Source organism: Methanoculleus sp. UBA374 (genome assembly GCA_002508705.1).
GTDB classification, from domain to species: domain Archaea; phylum Halobacteriota; class Methanomicrobia; order Methanomicrobiales; family Methanoculleaceae; genus Methanoculleus; species Methanoculleus palmolei.
On sequence record DAYL01000019.1, the window covers coordinates 153,318 to 171,555 of the forward strand.

An 18,238-nucleotide genomic window follows, 5' to 3' on the forward strand; every position below is an offset into this window, starting at 1 on the left:
ATCCCCAAAAAATGGGAATATTGTATGATAGCCCCCTTAGAGGGGAGATATTCAAAAAAAATTAAGTTGTAGCAAGATTCACTTATGAAAACATATTTATAGTATAACATGTTGATCAACAAGATCCAACTCTCTGCTATCGCAAGCCTATAACACAATTATTATATTAAAATCATTCAATTTTGAATGATCTATGTTATGAGGATCTCTAGGATAATTAGTTATATTTATATATAATAATGGTTAGTATATCCTGTGGCAATAGTTCCGGTATCCGCGGGCGGGGCAAGTCCCCTGCCCGTCCCCGGACGACCAGGAGTCCTCATGATACAGTCCGCCGACCTTCGGAGTCTTCGTCCTCCAAAGAGCACCGTTAGGGGCCTCCCCGCATACCCGGCCATCGTTGCGGTCATCCCGGCCTACAACGAGGGGCTGGTGATCGGGAGCGTTGTTCTCCAGGCGGACTGCAGAATACCCCGGGAGGAATTCCGATGACCATCCATACGACTTCATCCTCCGCTCCTGCCCGCACGGCCGGGATGGTCGTCGAACACGACGGTGACAGGGAGGGCACGATCCTCCTCGTCGACGACGAGGCAACCCGACCGCGGCCCGCCGTCCGGACTCTCGTCGCCATGCCTGCCTATAATGAGGAGGCCTACATCGCAAAGACGATCATCGGGGCCAAAAAGCATGGCGATGCCGTCCTCGTCGTTGACGACGGCTCAAAGGATGATACCGTCCCGATCGCGGAGGGCCTCGGGGCCCGTGTCGTCCGGCACGAGGTCAACCGGGGCTACGGCGGGGCGTTGCAGACGATCTTTGCCACCGCCCGAAACCTCGGCGCGGAGGAACTCGTCGTCATCGACGCCGACGGCCAGCACAACCCTGCGGAGATCCCGGAACTGCTTGCGGAGCTCCGCCGGGGGAATGACGTCGTCATCGGCTCCCGTTTTGTCAAGGGTTCGGCCGGCAAGATCCCCGCCTACCGGAAAGCCGGGATGAAGGTCCTCGATACCGCGACCACTCTGGCGGGGACCAACCTTGCGATCACCGACTCCCAGAGCGGTTTCCGGGCCTACGGGAGAAAGGCCATCGAAGCCATCCAGATCAGCGGCGAGGGGATGAGCGCGGGCTCCGAGATCCTGGTCCAGGCGAGCGACCACCGCCTGAAGGTCGCCGAGGTGCCGATCAAGGTGCGCTACGACATTGAGGATACATCAAGCCAGAACCCGGTCTCCCACGGAGTCGGGGTGCTGATGAACATTGTGCGGCTGATCAGCCTCCGCCGGCCGCTGGTGTTCTTCGGGATCCCGGGTGTGCTCTTTGCTCTCATCGGGATCGTTGCAGAGATTTACACCTTCTCCGAATACTACCGCACCGGTCAATTCCACTACATCGTCTTCACCGGCGGGTTCTCCGTGCTCATCCTCGGGCTCCTGCTCACTACTGTGGGGATAATCCTCTACTCGCTCGTGCAGATCATGCAGGGGCAGGGAGGCGGGAAAGCTGCCGCTCCTGTGACCGGGGCCCCGATCGGAAAGGGGGCCGGAAAGGCTGAGCCGGGGACTTCCCACTAGAGAGGATCTAAAGATGATTGCAATTGTGCTTGGAACCCGGCCGGAGATCATCAAGATGTCCCCGATCATCCGTGAGTGCGAGATCCGAAACCTCGACTACTTCATCCTCCACTCCGGGCAGCACTACTCCTATGATATGGACCGGGCGTTCTTCGAGGAACTCGAACTGCCCGAGCCGAAGTACAACCTCGACGTCGGCTCCGGGACCCAGGCCGGCCAGACCGCAAAGATCATGACCGGCATCGAAGATGTCCTGGTGAAGGAATCCCCGGATATCGTTCTCGTTCAGGGCGACACCAACACCGTCATGGCCGGGGCTCTTGCGGCCGCAAAACTCCATATCCGGGTCGGGCACGTCGAGGCCGGCCTCCGGAGTTTCGACCGGATGATGCCAGAGGAGATCAACCGGGTGGTCGCGGACCACGTCTCCGATTACCTCTTCGCCCCCACGGAGACGGCACGGCGGTACCTTGAGAAGGAGGGCATTGAGGAGAACAAGATCTGCGTGACCGGGAACACCATCGTCGACGCGGTCTTCCAGAACCGGGAGATCGCGAAGAAGAAGGCGGATATCCTCGACGCCCTCGGACTGGAGCCCCACGAATACTTCCTCGTCACCTCCCACCGGCAGGAGAACGTCGACAACCCCGAGAAACTCCAGAGCATCATCGCGGGGCTCGAGGCGGTCCACCGGGAGTACGGGCTCCCCGTCATCTTCCCGATGCATCCCCGGACCAGGAAGATGGTCGAGCGGTTCGGGGTCACACTCGACGGGATCTCCGTCATGAACCCCGTCGGGTTCCTCGAATTCCTGCAGCTTGAGTCCAACGCCCGCCTCGTCCTGACGGACTCCGGCGGCGTCCAGGAGGAAACCTGCATCCTCGGGGTGCCCTGCGTCACCCTCCGGGCGAACACCGAGCGTCCGGAGACGATCGAGGTGGGAGCGAACGTTCTGGCGGGGACAGGGGCCGATGAGATCCTGGCGTCTGCCGGGCAGATGCTCTCCCGGTCGGGGACCTGGGAGAACCCCTACGGGGATGGTATGGCGGGCAGGATGATTGCGACGATATGCGGCGGCATACCGTCGCGGAACAACAATTCATTGATTCGGTGAAATACACATGGAAACACAAAGAATTCTTGTTACAGGCGGTGCCGGATTCATCGGCACCAATCTCGTCAACGAACTGCGTAGCCGGGGTCATGAGGTCGTCGCACTCGACCTCCTGAACAACGACCGGGAGAATTACATCCGGGCAGATACGCGGAGTTATCGGCAGCTGGAACGGGTCTTCGACCGCTCGAAGTTCGATTACGTATATCATCTCGCTGCGGAGTACGGCCGCTGGAACGGCGAAGATTACTACGAAAATCTCTGGCAGACCAACGTGATCGGGACCAAGCATATGCTCCGTCTTCAGGAGAAACTGAAGTTCCGGATGATATTCTTTTCCAGCGCCGAGGTTTACGGGGATTATAGCGGGACAATGTCCGAGGATGTGATGGTGAACAATCCCATCAGGGATACTTATCAAATGAACGATTACGCCATCACCAAGTGGGCGGGCGAGCTCATGTGCCTGAACTCGGCAGCGATGTTCGGCACCGAGACGGTCCGTGTCCGGCCGGTGAACTGCTACGGCCCGCATGAGCACTATAATCCCTACCGCGGTTTTATCCCCAAATTCATCTATCATGCGCTCTTCAACAGACCCTATACGGTCTTCAAGGGCCACAAGAGGATCATCGACTTCGTCGAGGATTCCTGCAGGACCTGGGCGAATATCGTAGACAACTTCATTCCCGGAGAAGTCTACAACGTCGGCGGCCGCCCCGAGTGGGAGCGGGAGATCAAAGACTATTCCGACCTTATTCTTAAGGCCGTCGGCAGAGATGACTCGCTTGTCACCTATGAGGAGGCCGAGCCGTTTACGACGAAAGTGAAGACAATGGACTTCACGAAGGCCGTCCGTGACCTCAGGCACGACCCCAAGGTCTCGCCGGAGGAAGGTGTCCGACGTACGGTCGAGTGGATGAAGCGGTATTACCGGATCGAGGAGTGAGCACGATGGAGAACGAAAAATCATTTTTTGAAGGAAAGACTGTGCTGGTCACCGGCGGCGCCGGTGCAATCGGCGGGAACCTGGTCAGGAGGCTCTCTGATCTCGATGCAGAGAAGATCATCATCCTCGACAATCTCTCCTCCTCGTACGAGTGGAATATCACCCGGGGGGACAACGTCCAGTTCATCCACGGCGATATCCTGGATGAAGAGAAGTTAAAGTGGGCGTTTAAGTCGAAGCCCGACATCGTCTACCATCTCGCCGCCCACTTTGCCAACCAGAACTCGGTCGACAACCCCGAGAAAGATCTGATGGTGAATGGTATGGGGATCCTCAAGGTCCTGCAGTATGCACATCTCGTGGATGTCGAGCGGTTCATCTACGCCTCGTCCGGTTGCGGCATCTACGGCCTGGACTCCAAGATGCCGTTTGAAGAGCATGATATCTCCATCAAGCTCTACACTCCCTACCAGGTCACCAAGATGATCGGTGAGCTCTACACCAACTACTTCTACAACCTCTACGGGTTACCTATTGTCAATGCCCGGTTCTTTAACTCCTACGGACCTGGAGAGGTCCCCGGCAAGTACCGGAACGTCATCCCGAACTTCTTCTATTGGTCGATGAACGGTCTTCCCCTGCCGATCACAGGCACCGGGGAGGAGTCCCGGGATTTCACCTATGTTGGGGATCTGGTCAACGGCCTCGTAAAGATGGCCACCCATGAGAACGCGGTTGGCGAGGCGATCAACCTCGGCGCCGGCAGGGAGATCCGGATCATCGACCTCGCGAACTGGATCAACGAGTTAACGGGGAACAAGGCGGGCATTGCCTTTAAGGAACGGCGGGACTGGGATAAGAAGAACCGGCTTCTCTCCTGTATCGACAAGGCGAGCGATCTCCTCGGGTACACCCCCCAGACCGAGTTCAGGGAGGGGCTTGAGCAGACTTATCAGTGGTTTGTGGAGAACCGGGAGAATATCGAGAAAAGTGCGGAGTTCTAACCTGCCCATTCTTATTTGGTGCATCTATGAGAATACTGCTGGTTGTTGCTTACTTTATACCGGAGATCGGGAGCGCTGCCCACATCTATTTCGATCTCGCCAAGGCTTTTGCAGAGCGAGGGCATATCGTTGATGTCATAACCTCATATCCTCGAGAGTTTAATCTGAACAAGGAGGATCAGGGGAAAGAATTCCCTCTTGAGGAGGAGGTAGAGGGCGTCACGATCTACCGGTGTAAGCACCCGGCAAATCGCGATAACATCTTTGTCAGGGGACTTGAGCACTTTTATCTGCCCTATTACTACTTCAAGAAGTACCGTGAGGTCGGTAAAAAATATGATGTCTGTTTGATGTATATACCGCCACTGCCTCTATACTACCTTGCAAAGAAGATCAAGCGGTACGATGGAACCCCTTCTGTCCTTAATTTCCAGGATTTCCATCCCCAAGAACTTACTGAGGTCGGGGTACTGAAAAACCCCGTCATGATCAAGGTCTTGGAGCACATTGAGGGTGAGGCGTACAGGCACGCCGACCATATCACTGTCCTCTCACATGGCGGCATCGAATATGTGCAGCAGCGGGGTGCCGATCCAAAGAAGGTCACTCATATCTTCAACTCGGTTTCCCTCTCCGAGTTTAACGGCCTCGTTCATAGGAAGGACTTCAAGGAAAGGGAAGGTATCGAGGATAAGTTCCTGATATCCTATGCGGGAATCCTCTCTCCGTACCAGGGCATCGACAACATCCTGGACACTGCAAAGGCCCTGCGGGACCATGACGATACTATCTTCTGCATTGCTGGAGATGGTGCGGAGAAGCGGCACCTCAAGACGAGGATACACCTGGAAGAGATCAACAACGTCAGGCTGCTGTCACTTCTCCCCCGTGCCGAGTACTTCAATCTGGTTAACTCTTCTGACGTCTCATTCATCTCGCTCGACGAGAGGATGAAGGCTCCCTGCCTGCCCGGGAAGACGATCAATCTCATGGCCTGCAGCCAGCCGATCATCGCCATGGTCGCGACGGAGAGCGAGACCGCCGATGTCATACGGAAAGCAGGGTGCGGTATCGTGGTCAAACCCGGGGACGTCGCGAGCATACGGTCTGCGGTCCTCCGCCTCAAGGAGGACGCTTCTCTCCGTGAGGCGATGGGGAGCAACGGCAGGCGGTACCTGGAGAAAAACATGAGCCTGGAGGAGAACATCGCCCTGTATGAAGAGATATTTCACGGTCTTTCCGGGGACGGACTCCTTGCGGGGAGGCTGAGTTCTTCGAGGAGCGAGGATGCGCTTGGGGGCTTAGATTCACATGGCACTTAAAGTGGCGATATTAGATACAAATGCCCTGGAAAACAAGGGAAGCTATGGGAGATTGGTAGGTCTGCTGAAGGCTCTGAATGCCACTCTGCCCCGCCATGAAGTGACGGTGTATCACCGCTACTACGATGTAGCAGATAAGAAGCGCATTGAGACTTTAAAGAAATACCATCCGGATGTTGAGATAAAAAGACATCCCTGGTACAATGAAAAGGGCTCGTTGATAGCCACCACGGTGGCGTATATAGCATCTTTTTCGACATGTGCGTTAAAACAGGCTTATGGCAGAATGGGGACGGGGAAGACAACTCCATTTAGTGACTTTGATGTCATAATCGACTTGAATTTGATAGAGCCTGATAGGTTTAATGACAAGAAGTTCGATCCGGTGAATGTATTTGGACAACTATTTGCCCTGTTAAGCATATGGAATGCTTCTTTGAGCGATAGAGAGGTTGTCATCTGCTCGGCAACCATAGGTCCCTATAAAAATCCTGTATTGAGGTTTTTAGCCCGGCGCATACTGAATAATGTTAGCCTCATCTCCCTGAGGGAAGAGTTCAGTAGAGATTACCTGGAATCCATCGAGGTTAAAAAACCAAAGATCGAGGTTACCGCGGATCTGGCATTTCTCATGGAGAGCGACAACGACGTTGATTCTACCAAGATTTCGGAGGTGTTCGACGTTGTCGCAGATAGCGCTACTGTTGTCGGGATCTGTCCGGCCGCCATGATGAACTCGATGTTGCCCGAGGAGGGGTATGTTCGACTTATCTCTGAGGTTAGCGACTTTCTCATTGAAGATATTGGTGCTACGGTCTTTTATATCGCGAACACTTTTCAGGATATTGATTTAATTGATAAAATATATCGGACGTTGGAAAATCCTGAAAAAGCTCGGATAGTCCCTTTTAGCGCTTCAGCTACAGAGGTAAAATCAGTTATCGGACTTTGTGATCTCTTTATCTGCTCCAGGTTTCACGCACTTGTTGCCTCGACCTCTCTGGGGGTCCCGAGCATTGGTCTGGTCTCTTACAGTTACAATAAATTCCATGGGATTATTGGAAAAATGATGGAGCAGGAGGAATATCTCCTGGATATAAACCAGACCTTTGAGTATGGTGCGTTTTTCAACGAATTGAGACTGAAATCAGAGAAAATACTGCATGACAAAGAATCTATACGGGCGAACCTTCTGAAGAATTGCGCCTCCACGAAGAAGCAGGCTCTGGTTAATGGCTACCTGATCCGGGATCTCGTTTTGGCGAATGATAATGCCGCTGGTGATTAAATGGGGCAAACCATTCAGAAAGTTCTGGACGACCACCTCTGCTGTAATTGCGGGACGTGTGCAGGAGTGTGCCCGCAACAGGCGATCTCCGTGAAACCAGATAAGCATTCCCGGGTGTATGAGCCAGAGATACATTCAGGTGCATGCAATGGGTGCGGTATCTGTTATGATATCTGTCCTGGACATTATGTCGATTTTAAAGGCCTTAATATGGATATCTTCGGAAAAGAGGCTGAAGATGTCATATTGGGCTCTTATCTAAAGTGCTATATGGGGCACGCGGCAGAGTCCGGGGTCAGGTACAAAGCATCATCCGGAGGGGTGATCACCGGACTGCTGGTCTATGCCCTCGAAGCGGGGATAATAGATGGGGCGCTTGTAACCCGGATGAACCGGGACCGACCTTGGGAACCTGAACCCTTCATCGCAAAAACCAGGGATGAGATTGTTGAAGCCTCCACGTCGAAGTACTGTCCGGTGCCTGCAAATATCATGATCAAGGAACTGCTTAGTGCTCAGGAAGGCGAAAAGTTCGCAGTTGTAGGGTTGCCGTGCCATATCCAGGGTATCAGGAAAGCCGAGCAGATCTATAAGAAACTCAGTGCACGTGTGGTTCTTCACATCGGGTTATTCTGTTCGCACACCGATACTTTCTGGCAGACAGATTATTTGCTTAAATCGATGGATGTACAAAAAGACGATCTCAAGAGCATCCGTTATCGGGGTGATGGCTGGCCGGGGACCATGTCTGTACAACTGAGGAATGGTAAGGAGTCATCTATACCCTATCATAAGGCAATATTCCCTCACGTAGTGTGGTTCAACGCGATGAATCGTTGCCTCTACTGCTGCGATTTAACAGCTGAACTGGCTGATATCTCTGTAGGTGACCCCTGGATCCCGGAAGTGGTAGGAAAGGAAAAGATAGGGCAGTCCATTGTTATTGTTCGGACAGATGATGCCCAGGAACTTATTCTACGGGCTGTACATGATGAGCACCTGAATGTCGCCCCTCTCTCTGCAGAAAAGGTGAAAGAGTCTGTTTCGATGGGAGAGAAGAAGGCTGATGTTCAGATACGTATGGCGCTCAGGAAGATGATTGGTAAGAGTGTTCCTGACTATAATGCTGATCTCATGGCTCCCCGCCTTCACAATTATATCCGGGGTTTTGTCCCCCTGCTTAGTTCAGTTTGCTCTTCAAATGTATATTTGCGACCATTAGGCGAAAAAATAGTTGATCTTGGTTCGCGATTATCTGAACTAAAGCGGCGAGGGAGCGAGCAGTGAAAATATTGCAATAACCATTAACCGTGAAAAAACGATGTTACAGAGTCTTTATAGGCCTTATGGCCATCGTGATATAGGTTTGATACCTTCACAGTTAAATCCTGCATTCGCCTATGGTGAGATGGTTAGCATTGAGCATTAATTATGTGTGAGAGACAGAAGTATTCGAGAAACAACCAAACAATAGTGAGGCTACAACATGAAAGAACTTAACATTTCTCTTATCAAACCTAGTGACCCCAGAACCGATCCCCGTCTGATTAAGGAGTTAGACTCTATAATAAGAGCAAAATATAATGTTAACGTAATCTGCATGTGTGATAGGGATGACCCTGAAACATCCTACAAAATGAAGATTCATAATTTAAAATTAAAGGGCAGAAACAATTTCTCCTCTTTGCTCTATTGGCCTATTTGGTGGATATATGAGTTTCATTCGCTTTTACATATACAGACAGATATTTTCCATATTTTTAATTATAATTCGATTTTGCCTGCAATAATTGTCGGGAGAATAAGAAAAATCCCTGTAATTTATGAAATATTGGATACAACGTACGATGCACTAAAATGGCCAGGAACAATCCGAAATGCCATTATGTTTCTTGATAAGATGTTCATGAAATATTCTGATGCGATAATTCTCGTCGATGAGTGCCAAATCAAACAGTTTAGAGGGATTCCAAATAAAAATGTAAATATTATCTATGATTCTGCTTATGATTTTGGAAAATCAGAGATAACTAATGATAAGGCTAATAACGCCTTTATAATGTTATATATTGGCGTTTTGTATAAGATTCGTCAGTTAAATCTTGATATATTGTGCGATGTTATAAAAGATATCGATGGTGTCAAACTTATTATTGCTGGATATGGAGATCTTGTTGATGATATAAAAGAATGGGAGAAAAAATCTGATGATAAAATTGAGTACATTGGGCGAATTGCATATTCTGAGGCATTAAAAATGAGTTTGAACGCTGATTGCTTAGTTGTTTTGAGGAGTTCTGATCTGAACACTAATAAGTACATCTGTGGATCAAAGCTCTGGGAATCGATGATGTGCGGTAGGCCAATTTTAGTAAACAAAGGAACGTCTACTGCAACTAAGGTGCTTGAAGAGGATTGCGGCTTGGTGGTAGATGTTCATAATTTAAATGAACTGAAAGAGAAAATAATTTTGATGAGGGATAATCCCGCTTTATGCAGACGTTTTGGGAAAAATGGTAGGAGAGCCTATGAAGAGCGATATAGTTGGGATATTATGGAAAAAAAGTTATTGGGTCTATATAGGAGTCTAACTGAGGGCGTTGATTGATGTAATCTCAAGGGATATATTTGATTTCTGACTTTTAACTCAAGTATAAGCACATAGAACTGGTTGTGTGATTGAATGAATAGGGATTCATATCAGCCCCTGAAAAGCATCGATACCAACTTTGACAAATTGAACTTGATGAGGAACCGATCCCTAAATATTGGTATAATCACTCCTCCTATTGGTGCGGCTGGTGTGGTTCCTCTTTCAAATTTAGTAAACGTTATATCTTATATATCTGATTTCGTTTTTGTCATTACGGGTAAGGTAGATATCAGTCCATCTAGAGAAACAAACTCGAATATTTTTATCTATAGGATTCCATATACCCCAAAATCAAATATTATCCAAAAAATAACTGGTAATTTTCTCTTACAGGTACATATTTCCAATAAAATAATAAAGTTAAAGGATAATGTAGATGTTTTACTCTACTTCTTAGATTCACACGTATATATATTGCCTGCACTTATCGGGAAGTTGTTAAAAAAGAAGATTGTGTTTGTATTAGCAGCGTCGATATCAAATTCTGCATTGGCAAATGCAAATATTTTTTCGAAAATATTGAGATTCTCGGAGTCCATTAATTTCAAGTACGCTAACTGTATTGTTGTATACTCACCAAGCCTCCTCGAGAAATGGGGGCTACAAAATTATGCCCATAAAATCCGCATCGCCCACGAGCATTCCCTCGATTTCAATTCATTCTGTATTACGACTCCGCTGTCCGATCGCCCTTCCCGAATCGGTTACATTGGGCGGCTGAGCGGGGAGAAAGGCGTCCAGCATTTCGTTCAGGCCCTCCCTGCCATTCTTAGTGACCGGAAGGATCTCCGTGTGCTCATCGGCGGGGACGGGCAGTTAAAAGAGACGATCGAGACCTCCCTGAAAGAAGAGGGAGCCTCCGCCCGCGTCGATCTCCCAGGCTGGATACCCCACGATGATCTCCCCAGATATCTGAACCAGCTGCGTCTCCTTGTACTCCCCTCCTACTCGGAGGGGCTCCCGAACGTCATGCTTGAGGCCATGGCCTGTGGGACCCCGGTGCTCGCGACACCGGTCGGGGCAATACCGGATATTATAATAGACGGAAAGACCGGATTTATTATAGAGAATAACTCTCCAGAGTGCATTGCTAAGAATGTGATCCGGGCGTTGTGTTCTCCAGATCTGGAGCAGATCGCAGGGAATGGGAGGCGGTTTGTGGAGGAGCATTTTACGTTTGAAAAGACGGTGGAAGACTGGAAGAGAATCCTGCAGGACATTGAGTAGGCATGTTCAGTCTCGGTGTAGTCCAGAGACAACGCTTCCAGAAGGCCATCCTGATATTTTTATTCACCCTGCTGAGATCAAGTTCACGCCGGCCCAAGACCCCCGACGTTCCTCGCCTCTCACCTGAGAACCATCGAGTATTTCAAGTTACCCAACATTATCCTCTACGACAACCCCCGCAACATCGTTTGAAGCGGAAATACCTTCGACCGTCTCAGACTTTCGCCCTGCGTTTGTTGACCTCAGGAGCCATTTCAGATTCACGACACGGCTCTGCAGAGTCTACCGAGCAAAGACTAAGAGTGAAGTTGAACGGTCAATCCGTTACGTCAAAGACAAATTCCTGTATGGCCGGGAATTCGAGTCGATTGACGATCTGAAGTTTCATGTACGAGAACGACTGGATGCCACCAACAGAAAGATTATATGATCGGCTTTCCGGAAAAACCTTCATCTGCTCTCTTCCTATCCTCCCATAACTCTTCCAGAGGATCTACTCCTGCAAAGTCTCCTGAAATTGTTACCTTTCGTTGTACAGAATCTCTATTCCATTCCCTAGCGGTATACCGGGAACTCTGTCGATGTTATTGTCTGAGATGCTGCGATCTAGGTCTCTGCTGGTGGTACCGCGTTCTGCTCCCACCCTTTGCTTTACGGAAAACATCAGCGTTCCCAAAAGAACAAACCGATGCTCTCTGGGAGGGGAAATGCATGACGATGCATTTTCTTGGACGGGTGCACCAGCACCTGACGAAGCTGAAACTGAGACGATGGATGCTCTTCTCGAACTCACGCTCGAACGGGCGATGAGGGAGAGCCTGATCCCTCTTGAGACAGTAGGATACTTGGTCGAGCTGGAATGGAACAGCCACAGTCTCTGCGACGGTCCGAATGCGGATGAATCATGCCGTTTTCCCTCTCCCGAAACGTATCGAAGGGTTTGATTTCGTTTTTCAACTTTCGGTTAACTAAAGCGTGATCCGGGATCTTGCAACACGAAGGTGTGTGGAAAGCGCTGAAAATGTGGTGTTTCTCGGACTTCCTGGCCTGGGAGTCGCTGCCATTGAACAGAGAATTTCAGTGCCGTTCATCAATGTCTCAGCCCTGATCGAGCCCCTCAAGGAAGCGTATCATCCCGGGTAGGCTGGATAGGTACTTGAAGAAACTGCATAGGCTAGATCTCCAGATCAGCGACGAGATCGAGTATTTGTCGTTCGATGCCACAGACACATATTGGTTCTTCCAGTTGGCTTCACGGCGGTATGAAGGGAGACTGACTATCTTCACTTCGGATAAGACGTTCGCCAATTAAAGATCTTTCCAGATCAGGTCATCGTGACGGCACCCTTTGATTTGATCCCCCATCACTGTGTGATGGTAAAAATCCGGGAGGGCAAGTTATCAGATGAAAGATCAAAAACCACATAAATTGTGGACGAATCACGAAGAACGAGCAGAACTGAGGTTTCCAAATGTTTGACCAAAAGTTGACGATAGATTTTAGAGGGGGATGTCGAATGATATTTGACATAACTGGGAATGGCAGACCCACGTTGGCAACTTAAATAAGAATTTATTTATTCATATTCGATTAACTACAAAGTGAATATTTGGTGGGTATATTGAAGATAAAATATTTTATGTTTGGTGATCAAAATTCCAGCAATGGCGTAAGTAAGAAAATATTTAGCCAGGTGTCGGAGTTGAGCCGATTTGGGGTGGATATTGAACTGATACTGGTCTGTGTTGGGGATGTTCGCTATTCAGCCTATGATTTTCTAACAACGTACAGGATAGATAAGGTTCCGATGGGAGATGTTTTTGGACGGATCAAGCGTGCCCACAAGATCAGCAAGATACTTGGTGAAACAATAGATTCACTGGGTTCTGGGGATATATTATATTATAGATCTTCTAGTTCATTCCTTTTATATTATCCACATCAATATTCCAAGCGTCTCAGATCTTGTAAGATTGTGACCGAGCATCAGACAAAAGAACTGGACGAATACAGACTAAATGATATTACTCTCGAATATTGGTCAGAACGCCTTTTCGGAAAATTGTTAAAAAAACAATCCGACGCTCTCATTGGTGTCACCGATGAGATCACCCAGTATGAGATTGCCCGCGCCGGAGATCCTGAAAAACCCCATCTTACGATAGGCAATGGTTTCGCAGTCCAATCAGTCCGTGTAAGACAGGCTCCGGACTACACCGGCGATGACCTCCACCTCCTCTGCGTCGCCAACGTCAGCCGCTGGCACGGGCTCGATCGATTTCTCCGAGGCCTCGCCACCTATAGCGGAACACCGAAAGTCATACTCCACATCGCCGGGAACGGAGCAGAACTACCCCATCTCCAGCAACTGACCGAGGAACTCAGCATCACCGACGGGGTAGTCTTCCACGGCTTCACGACTGGTAAAGCCCTCGACGCCCTCTTTGATCAATGCCACATCGCGGTGGGGAGCCTTGGGATTCATAGGAAGGGATTGACGCAGACATCTGAATTGAAGGGTCGTGAGTACTGTGCCCGAGGAATTCCCTATATCATTGCATGTGCTGATCCTGACTTCCCCGCAGACTTCCCGTATATTCTCCATCTCGCCGCCGACGAGAGTCCCATCGATATCGAGCAGATCTTAGCATTCGCGAAGGAAGTCTGCGCCGATCCTGACCACCCGCAGAAGATGCGCCGCTACGCGGAGGAGCACCTTGACTGGTCGGTGAAGATGAAGCAGCTCAAGGGTTTCTTGGAAGCGCTGGTTGGGGAAAGCGGAGAAAATAGTATGAACTTCGGGTAGAAAAGAGGTCCTCCCATAACCCTCCAGATCATCATCGTACATGTAGATAGATTACTCCCCGGAACGAGTATTCATACCGCTTGTATCGGGGAATGATCTTCTTGAATGCCTCGAACCAGCTGGAGAACCGTTGAACGGTTTTGCGCTTCTTGTAGTGTTTCCGGTCAAACCAGAATGGCCTACCTTACTTCGGATGTTTCCTCGCTCTTCTATTTACTGGAATATTGCTCTTGATTCCCCGGTTCCAGTTGTACTATCGAATCTCCCGAGCATCGTAGGCTGCATCTGCCGAGATGATGGTTTGCCTCTCGGTGACCTTGGGAATCGTGAATGCTTCGAGGGTTGGCTTATACATCTGAGAATCGTGCATATTTGCGGGGAAAATAGTGCAGACAAGAGGGAGACCGGTCTGATCAACCAGAATCCTGAGTTTACTCCCCTTTGTTTTTCTTATAGCCATCAAACCTAACGGGTCCCCCTTTTTCGTGGGAATATCTTTGGTATCAGTGATACAACGGTGGTGAAAAATATTCGACAATGACATCATCATGACTTTGGGGTCCTCTCTGTTTCAACCGCCCCCTCTAGATCCCTTCTTCAATCCTGCCATCGGAGCGTCACCAGTGCTCCCTGTGCTACGGTGATATCGACGATGTGGATAAATAACAATAAATGATACTCTGCCTCGGTGTCATAGGGGAGATCTGGAAGCACATTCAGCCTGCACACCTGTTATCTCATTAAATTTCTGTTTTCCTTTGAGGACGCCCCATAATTATTTTAGGTATTGAATAAAAGTGGACAGTATGGCTTTCCGAGAAATCGACGCTGCTCTCAGGGTAATTATTGAACTTCATCTCCCCTCAGAAACCCTATATCGGGAGACCTCGAACGGACCGTCGTACCATGATCAGTAGGATTCTTTTCGTCCTGACCGGAGAGAGTGCCACCGGGGTTGACCTTCGGCCCTAGAAACGTTACCCATTGGTGTTAGCCGTTGGCATCAGGTGCTGCCACTGAAGCGAACCCCTATAGACACTGATTTACTTTACCCTTTATTCACGGTCTTTGTCAGTTCAGGTTCAACACTCTTCACAAAGTGCTTTTGAAATGTGCGTAGATTATAAATAGACCATAATAGCCCGATTGGAATACAGTTTATCTCTCGGTTCCAGTCCCTCAGTCATAGCGATCACATTTTCTTCGGTTGGATAACATGGGTAGACGCTCCGTGGAACAAACTTACTTCCCACCCCTAAAGACAAACCACGCTGTACAAACTCTTTGTAGGGTATTACGATATAACCACTATAAGAGGATATATTGTTCAGATCAGCAATTATACCTGTGGAAAAGTAAGGGAGATCCAAAGCGTCACTCTCGCTGAAATAACCTGCATCTAAATATCTCTGACTAGAGTAATCTGTACGGATAGTAGAGCCATAGGGTATATAATTATAACCGAAGTCAAGCCCCCTAATTTCATCAGAATTGAAATATTCACGGTTAATTGAAGTGTCAATTTTCAACAGCCCTGTCATGGACGAACCATATATGAATATCACCAAAACAAGTAATATGCAAATAGCATTTACAGGAATCTTTGCCTTACGGAGGTATTGAGATAAGATATATATACCAGCCCCCATTATCAAAGCCATAAATGGTCCCAGAAGCAAGTTAAATCTATTAACAGCAAGTAAATCATTAAACTGCCAGATCATATGAAGAGGGTTGGGCACATATAATACCAAGGTGGTTAATGTAAATAGCGCTAAAACGGTGAGATAATTGGACTCCTTTCTCCACAAGATAAAACCTATTGCTATTACCGCAAAGAATAGAAACACCTCTATTCCAATAGAATTGATATAATAAGACCATGTAGCCATGGGGTCGGTCGGAAGAAGATCGGTTGTACGTAACACTACAGGATCCTCCCAGAGATCCGTGTCCAATCGGGAACCAAATGTAGATCGAGCAAATGAAAATGCCACATATACCCAATAAGCAACAGACATCACGATTATGAATACAAAAGTCAAACTCTTCAGATATCTTTCATGGCCTACAAACCATTCATAGACCATCAAAAGGCAAAGCAGTGCAACTATTAGGATTATAGATACTTGATGGACGAGTATGGTAAAGAGCACTATTAGCGTTACAAGAATACAGTTTGCATAATGGTTGTTAAAGGACTTGTGAGTGAGATCTTTTAACCCGTTAGGAGATGTCATAAAATAAAGGAGCATAAGGAAGCCTACAAACGCCAGCGCTCGGGGGATCATGTAAATGCTATGTGTCAGACCTATAGAGCTCATTGAATAGAGCAAGCAGGTTAAGAGAGCAATCTGCTCATTTCTAATCGTACGTAAAAAGATGTAATACACAAAAATAACGCTAATAACTGATATAGGCCAGGTAACGGAGAATATGACGGTCTCGATGTCCAGACCAAGTACATGTGAGCATTCTGTAAGGAGAATGTGATAAAGAGGGAATTCTGCATAACCTCCAATCTCTGGAGGGATAACATGGCCCGATAAATATGTTACCGTTGCCATAAATCGGTGTGGCATGATATCCGTCCCCCCAAAATAGAAATAGTATTTCTGAGTGCTACTCCAGATAAATTCTGCCTGTGTAAGCATAATTTCAGACAATACTGTGGCTTTAGAGATTTTATTTGAAATTATTTGGAGAAAAATAATGATGTAAAGCAGGGTTATCAGAACCAGATAAATACACGATCTTCCGAAACCTCCGGCTAGTATTACGAGACTAATGGAGAATAGACACATAAACAATGTTAAAAGACGCCTTCTATTGCACGAAAAGAGGTTAATAAAGTCGTTAAAAGTAAGATCTTTTTTATACATGAATTGAAGGAAGTATGATGCTAGGAATGCAGGAGCTATCAAAAAAGCACCTTTTAGTGCTAAATCGGGACTATTAAAATGTAAAGCCATAAATATACCCATAATTAAGAGCAATAACATTAAGTATGGGAGATATGGAATAGATTGGCGAATACAATTTAATATGTGGATATTCCAATTTCTCTTATCTAATTCCATAACTCTCACAGATTGAAAAAATCTCCTTTGAACATGCTCTCAAACTAAAGAGAATGGGTTAAATCCTACCTAATTCTAACCTCCTCTCTGGTTCATGGGTCGGATGCCACGTTCGGAAAGGAGATTTGAAGAGACCGAACTGTGCGAATTATAGTTTTCGAGAGCATTATCTTGGCTCTACTGTGGGCTGTAACCTTTGAATGGAACCATCTTCCATTACAAGTGCTGCAAGACAGGTTCCCATAAAACTGAGCGCTGGCATCTTTAGACATAACTCACTTAAAATTATCGATCATCTAGGATTTATACTACTCTATTAGCGATCGCACGAAACCCAGTAGTTCGCTAATTTTAAAACACAAACCCTATGTGTTATAATGAAAAATCGGCACAAAAGCGAAAGATTTATATAAATTGCAGGTGATCCCATGCCTTTCACCCAAAGGCGGAAGATCACCTAGCAGAAAGGAGAGTGTTCTCAACCTGAAAAATGTTGCGCTCCTGTCATCGCGGCACTGAATCAGTACCTGAATATCCCAATCCCCGGCCCCCTCACGCAAACCGACCTGTTTGCGGTTCTTTTCGGGATGGCTGTGATGAATCAGTAGGTTCACTCGATCACCGGATTCTTGGAGCAGGTACCTTGTGAAACGTCCGTTCGCTACCACCTCAACAAACCTGGAGCAGAAGAGCACTGCGATCCTTGCCCCATTTCGTGCATCACGTCCTCAAACCAGGGAAAGCATTCCTGTCAGGTGTCAATGGCGGGATAAAATAGTGACGACTCAAAGTGCTCACTTCCTCTGCATAATCTCTTCGTTTCTGATCCTGCCTATCCTACATGTGAGGGATAATCCCCTGCCGTCGGCGCTCTTTGAGGCGATAACTATTGCCTTGACCGTTGTGCAGTGATGGAGAATTCGATCCAGAACCGCAACTGCGAGGACATCGCATCGAACTCATCCAGCCGCTTCTCCATCGGGAACCCGGTCAATCTCATCAGAACTCAAGGGCCCGTTCTTCCTTGCTCTTCACCTCCTGGTCTAGGAGATATGCGAGAATCTCGAGCGCCGACCACTCCTCTTTCACCGCGAGTTCCAAGGCGTTGTCCAAGAGCGATTCCATCGTTTGTCAGTTTCAGGACGTTCAGATTATGGTGAACCTGCTCGTAGAGAAGGGCGCTCACCCTCACACCTTCTCGGAAAACCGCCCAT

General features: G+C 48.2%; 16 protein-coding genes. 13 read left to right on the forward strand and 3 right to left on the reverse strand.

The features are described 5' to 3' along the window. The first annotated feature begins 255 nt into the window (after positions 1–255). The 13 genes from BRA42_RS06475 (at position 256) to BRA42_RS06530 (ending at position 13,944) form a co-directional block, all read left to right on the forward strand. Positions 256–495: a hypothetical protein gene (locus tag BRA42_RS06475; RefSeq protein ID WP_342686039.1), complete on the forward strand. Its 240-nt coding sequence runs from the start codon at positions 256–258 to the stop codon at positions 493–495. Continuing rightward, the gene (locus BRA42_RS06480; protein WP_292405506.1) at positions 492–1,580 is read left to right on the forward strand and encodes a glycosyltransferase; all 1,089 of its coding nucleotides are present in this window, start codon (positions 492–494) and stop codon (positions 1,578–1,580) included. The genes BRA42_RS06475 and BRA42_RS06480 overlap by 4 nt, the downstream gene beginning before the upstream one ends. Before the next feature lie 13 nt (positions 1,581–1,593). Next, entirely contained in the window at positions 1,594–2,694 is a 1,101-nt protein-coding gene (gene wecB, locus BRA42_RS06485; RefSeq protein WP_342771242.1) for a non-hydrolyzing UDP-N-acetylglucosamine 2-epimerase, read from the forward strand. Between the two features lie 7 nt (positions 2,695–2,701). Next, complete coding sequence (locus BRA42_RS06490) at positions 2,702–3,643, forward strand: NAD-dependent epimerase/dehydratase family protein (RefSeq protein ID WP_292405500.1); 942 nt, start codon at positions 2,702–2,704, stop codon at positions 3,641–3,643. Positions 3,644–3,648: 5 nt separating this feature from the next. Then, positions 3,649–4,647 carry an NAD-dependent epimerase/dehydratase family protein gene (locus tag BRA42_RS06495; RefSeq protein WP_292405497.1) on the forward strand — a complete coding sequence of 333 codons (999 nt, stop codon included), beginning with the start codon at positions 3,649–3,651 and terminating at the stop codon, positions 4,645–4,647. After that, complete coding sequence (locus BRA42_RS06500; protein ID WP_342771243.1) at positions 4,599–5,969, forward strand: glycosyltransferase family 4 protein; 1,371 nt, start codon at positions 4,599–4,601, stop codon at positions 5,967–5,969. The genes BRA42_RS06495 and BRA42_RS06500 overlap by 49 nt, the downstream gene beginning before the upstream one ends. Beyond that, positions 5,959–7,257: a polysaccharide pyruvyl transferase family protein gene (locus tag BRA42_RS06505; RefSeq protein WP_342771244.1), complete on the forward strand. Its 1,299-nt coding sequence runs from the start codon at positions 5,959–5,961 to the stop codon at positions 7,255–7,257. The genes BRA42_RS06500 and BRA42_RS06505 overlap by 11 nt, the downstream gene beginning before the upstream one ends. After that, complete coding sequence (locus BRA42_RS06510) at positions 7,258–8,544, forward strand: Coenzyme F420 hydrogenase/dehydrogenase, beta subunit C-terminal domain (protein WP_342771245.1); 1,287 nt, start codon at positions 7,258–7,260, stop codon at positions 8,542–8,544. 199 nt (positions 8,545–8,743) lie between these two features. Continuing rightward, complete coding sequence (locus BRA42_RS06515; RefSeq protein WP_342771246.1) at positions 8,744–9,865, forward strand: glycosyltransferase; 1,122 nt, start codon at positions 8,744–8,746, stop codon at positions 9,863–9,865. A gap of 75 nt (positions 9,866–9,940) precedes the next feature. Next, a complete protein-coding gene (locus BRA42_RS06520; RefSeq protein WP_342771247.1) occupies positions 9,941–11,137 on the forward strand; it encodes a glycosyltransferase family 4 protein in 1,197 nt (398 codons plus the stop codon). Between the two features lie 1,005 nt (positions 11,138–12,142). After that, a complete protein-coding gene (locus BRA42_RS06525) occupies positions 12,143–12,280 on the forward strand; it encodes a hypothetical protein (protein ID WP_342771248.1) in 138 nt (45 codons plus the stop codon). Positions 12,281–12,293: 13 nt separating this feature from the next. Further along, positions 12,294–12,449, forward strand: coding sequence for an ATP-binding protein (locus tag BRA42_RS14520; RefSeq protein WP_394339226.1), 156 nt, complete (start codon positions 12,294–12,296; stop codon positions 12,447–12,449). A gap of 406 nt (positions 12,450–12,855) precedes the next feature. Next, a complete protein-coding gene (locus BRA42_RS06530; protein WP_342771249.1) occupies positions 12,856–13,944 on the forward strand; it encodes a glycosyltransferase in 1,089 nt (362 codons plus the stop codon). 253 nt (positions 13,945–14,197) lie between these two features. Here the strand turns inward: BRA42_RS06530 and BRA42_RS06535 are convergent, their stop codons facing one another. From BRA42_RS06535 to BRA42_RS06545, 3 genes are all read right to left on the reverse strand, one after another. Next, positions 14,198–14,404, reverse strand: coding sequence for a transposase (locus BRA42_RS06535; RefSeq protein WP_342771250.1), 207 nt, complete (start codon positions 14,402–14,404; stop codon positions 14,198–14,200). A gap of 661 nt (positions 14,405–15,065) precedes the next feature. Then, positions 15,066–16,034 carry a hypothetical protein gene (locus BRA42_RS06540; RefSeq protein WP_342772106.1) on the reverse strand — a complete coding sequence of 323 codons (969 nt, stop codon included), beginning with the start codon at positions 16,032–16,034 and terminating at the stop codon, positions 15,066–15,068. Between the two features lie 1,989 nt (positions 16,035–18,023). Next, positions 18,024–18,149: a hypothetical protein gene (locus tag BRA42_RS06545; RefSeq protein ID WP_342771252.1), complete on the reverse strand. Its 126-nt coding sequence runs from the start codon at positions 18,147–18,149 to the stop codon at positions 18,024–18,026. Between the last annotated feature and the right edge of the window lie 89 nt (positions 18,150–18,238).

Coding starts and splice junctions, on each gene's coding strand:
- BRA42_RS06480 (WP_292405506.1), top strand. CDS start 492: ATGACCATCCATACGACTTCATCCTCCGCTCCTGCCCGCACGGCCGGG.
- wecB (WP_342771242.1), top strand. CDS start 1,594: ATGATTGCAATTGTGCTTGGAACCCGGCCGGAGATCATCAAGATGTCC.
- BRA42_RS06490 (WP_292405500.1), top strand. CDS start 2,702: ATGGAAACACAAAGAATTCTTGTTACAGGCGGTGCCGGATTCATCGGC.
- BRA42_RS06495 (WP_292405497.1), top strand. CDS start 3,649: ATGGAGAACGAAAAATCATTTTTTGAAGGAAAGACTGTGCTGGTCACC.
- BRA42_RS06505 (WP_342771244.1), top strand. CDS start 5,959: ATGGCACTTAAAGTGGCGATATTAGATACAAATGCCCTGGAAAACAAG.
- BRA42_RS06510 (WP_342771245.1), top strand. CDS start 7,258: ATGGGGCAAACCATTCAGAAAGTTCTGGACGACCACCTCTGCTGTAAT.
- BRA42_RS06515 (WP_342771246.1), top strand. CDS start 8,744: ATGAAAGAACTTAACATTTCTCTTATCAAACCTAGTGACCCCAGAACC.
- BRA42_RS06520 (WP_342771247.1), top strand. CDS start 9,941: ATGAATAGGGATTCATATCAGCCCCTGAAAAGCATCGATACCAACTTT.
- BRA42_RS06535 (WP_342771250.1), bottom strand. CDS start 14,404: ATGGCTATAAGAAAAACAAAGGGGAGTAAACTCAGGATTCTGGTTGAT.
- BRA42_RS06540 (WP_342772106.1), bottom strand. CDS start 16,034: ATGGTCTATGAATGGTTTGTAGGCCATGAAAGATATCTGAAGAGTTTG.
- BRA42_RS06545 (WP_342771252.1), bottom strand. CDS start 18,149: ATGGAATCGCTCTTGGACAACGCCTTGGAACTCGCGGTGAAAGAGGAG.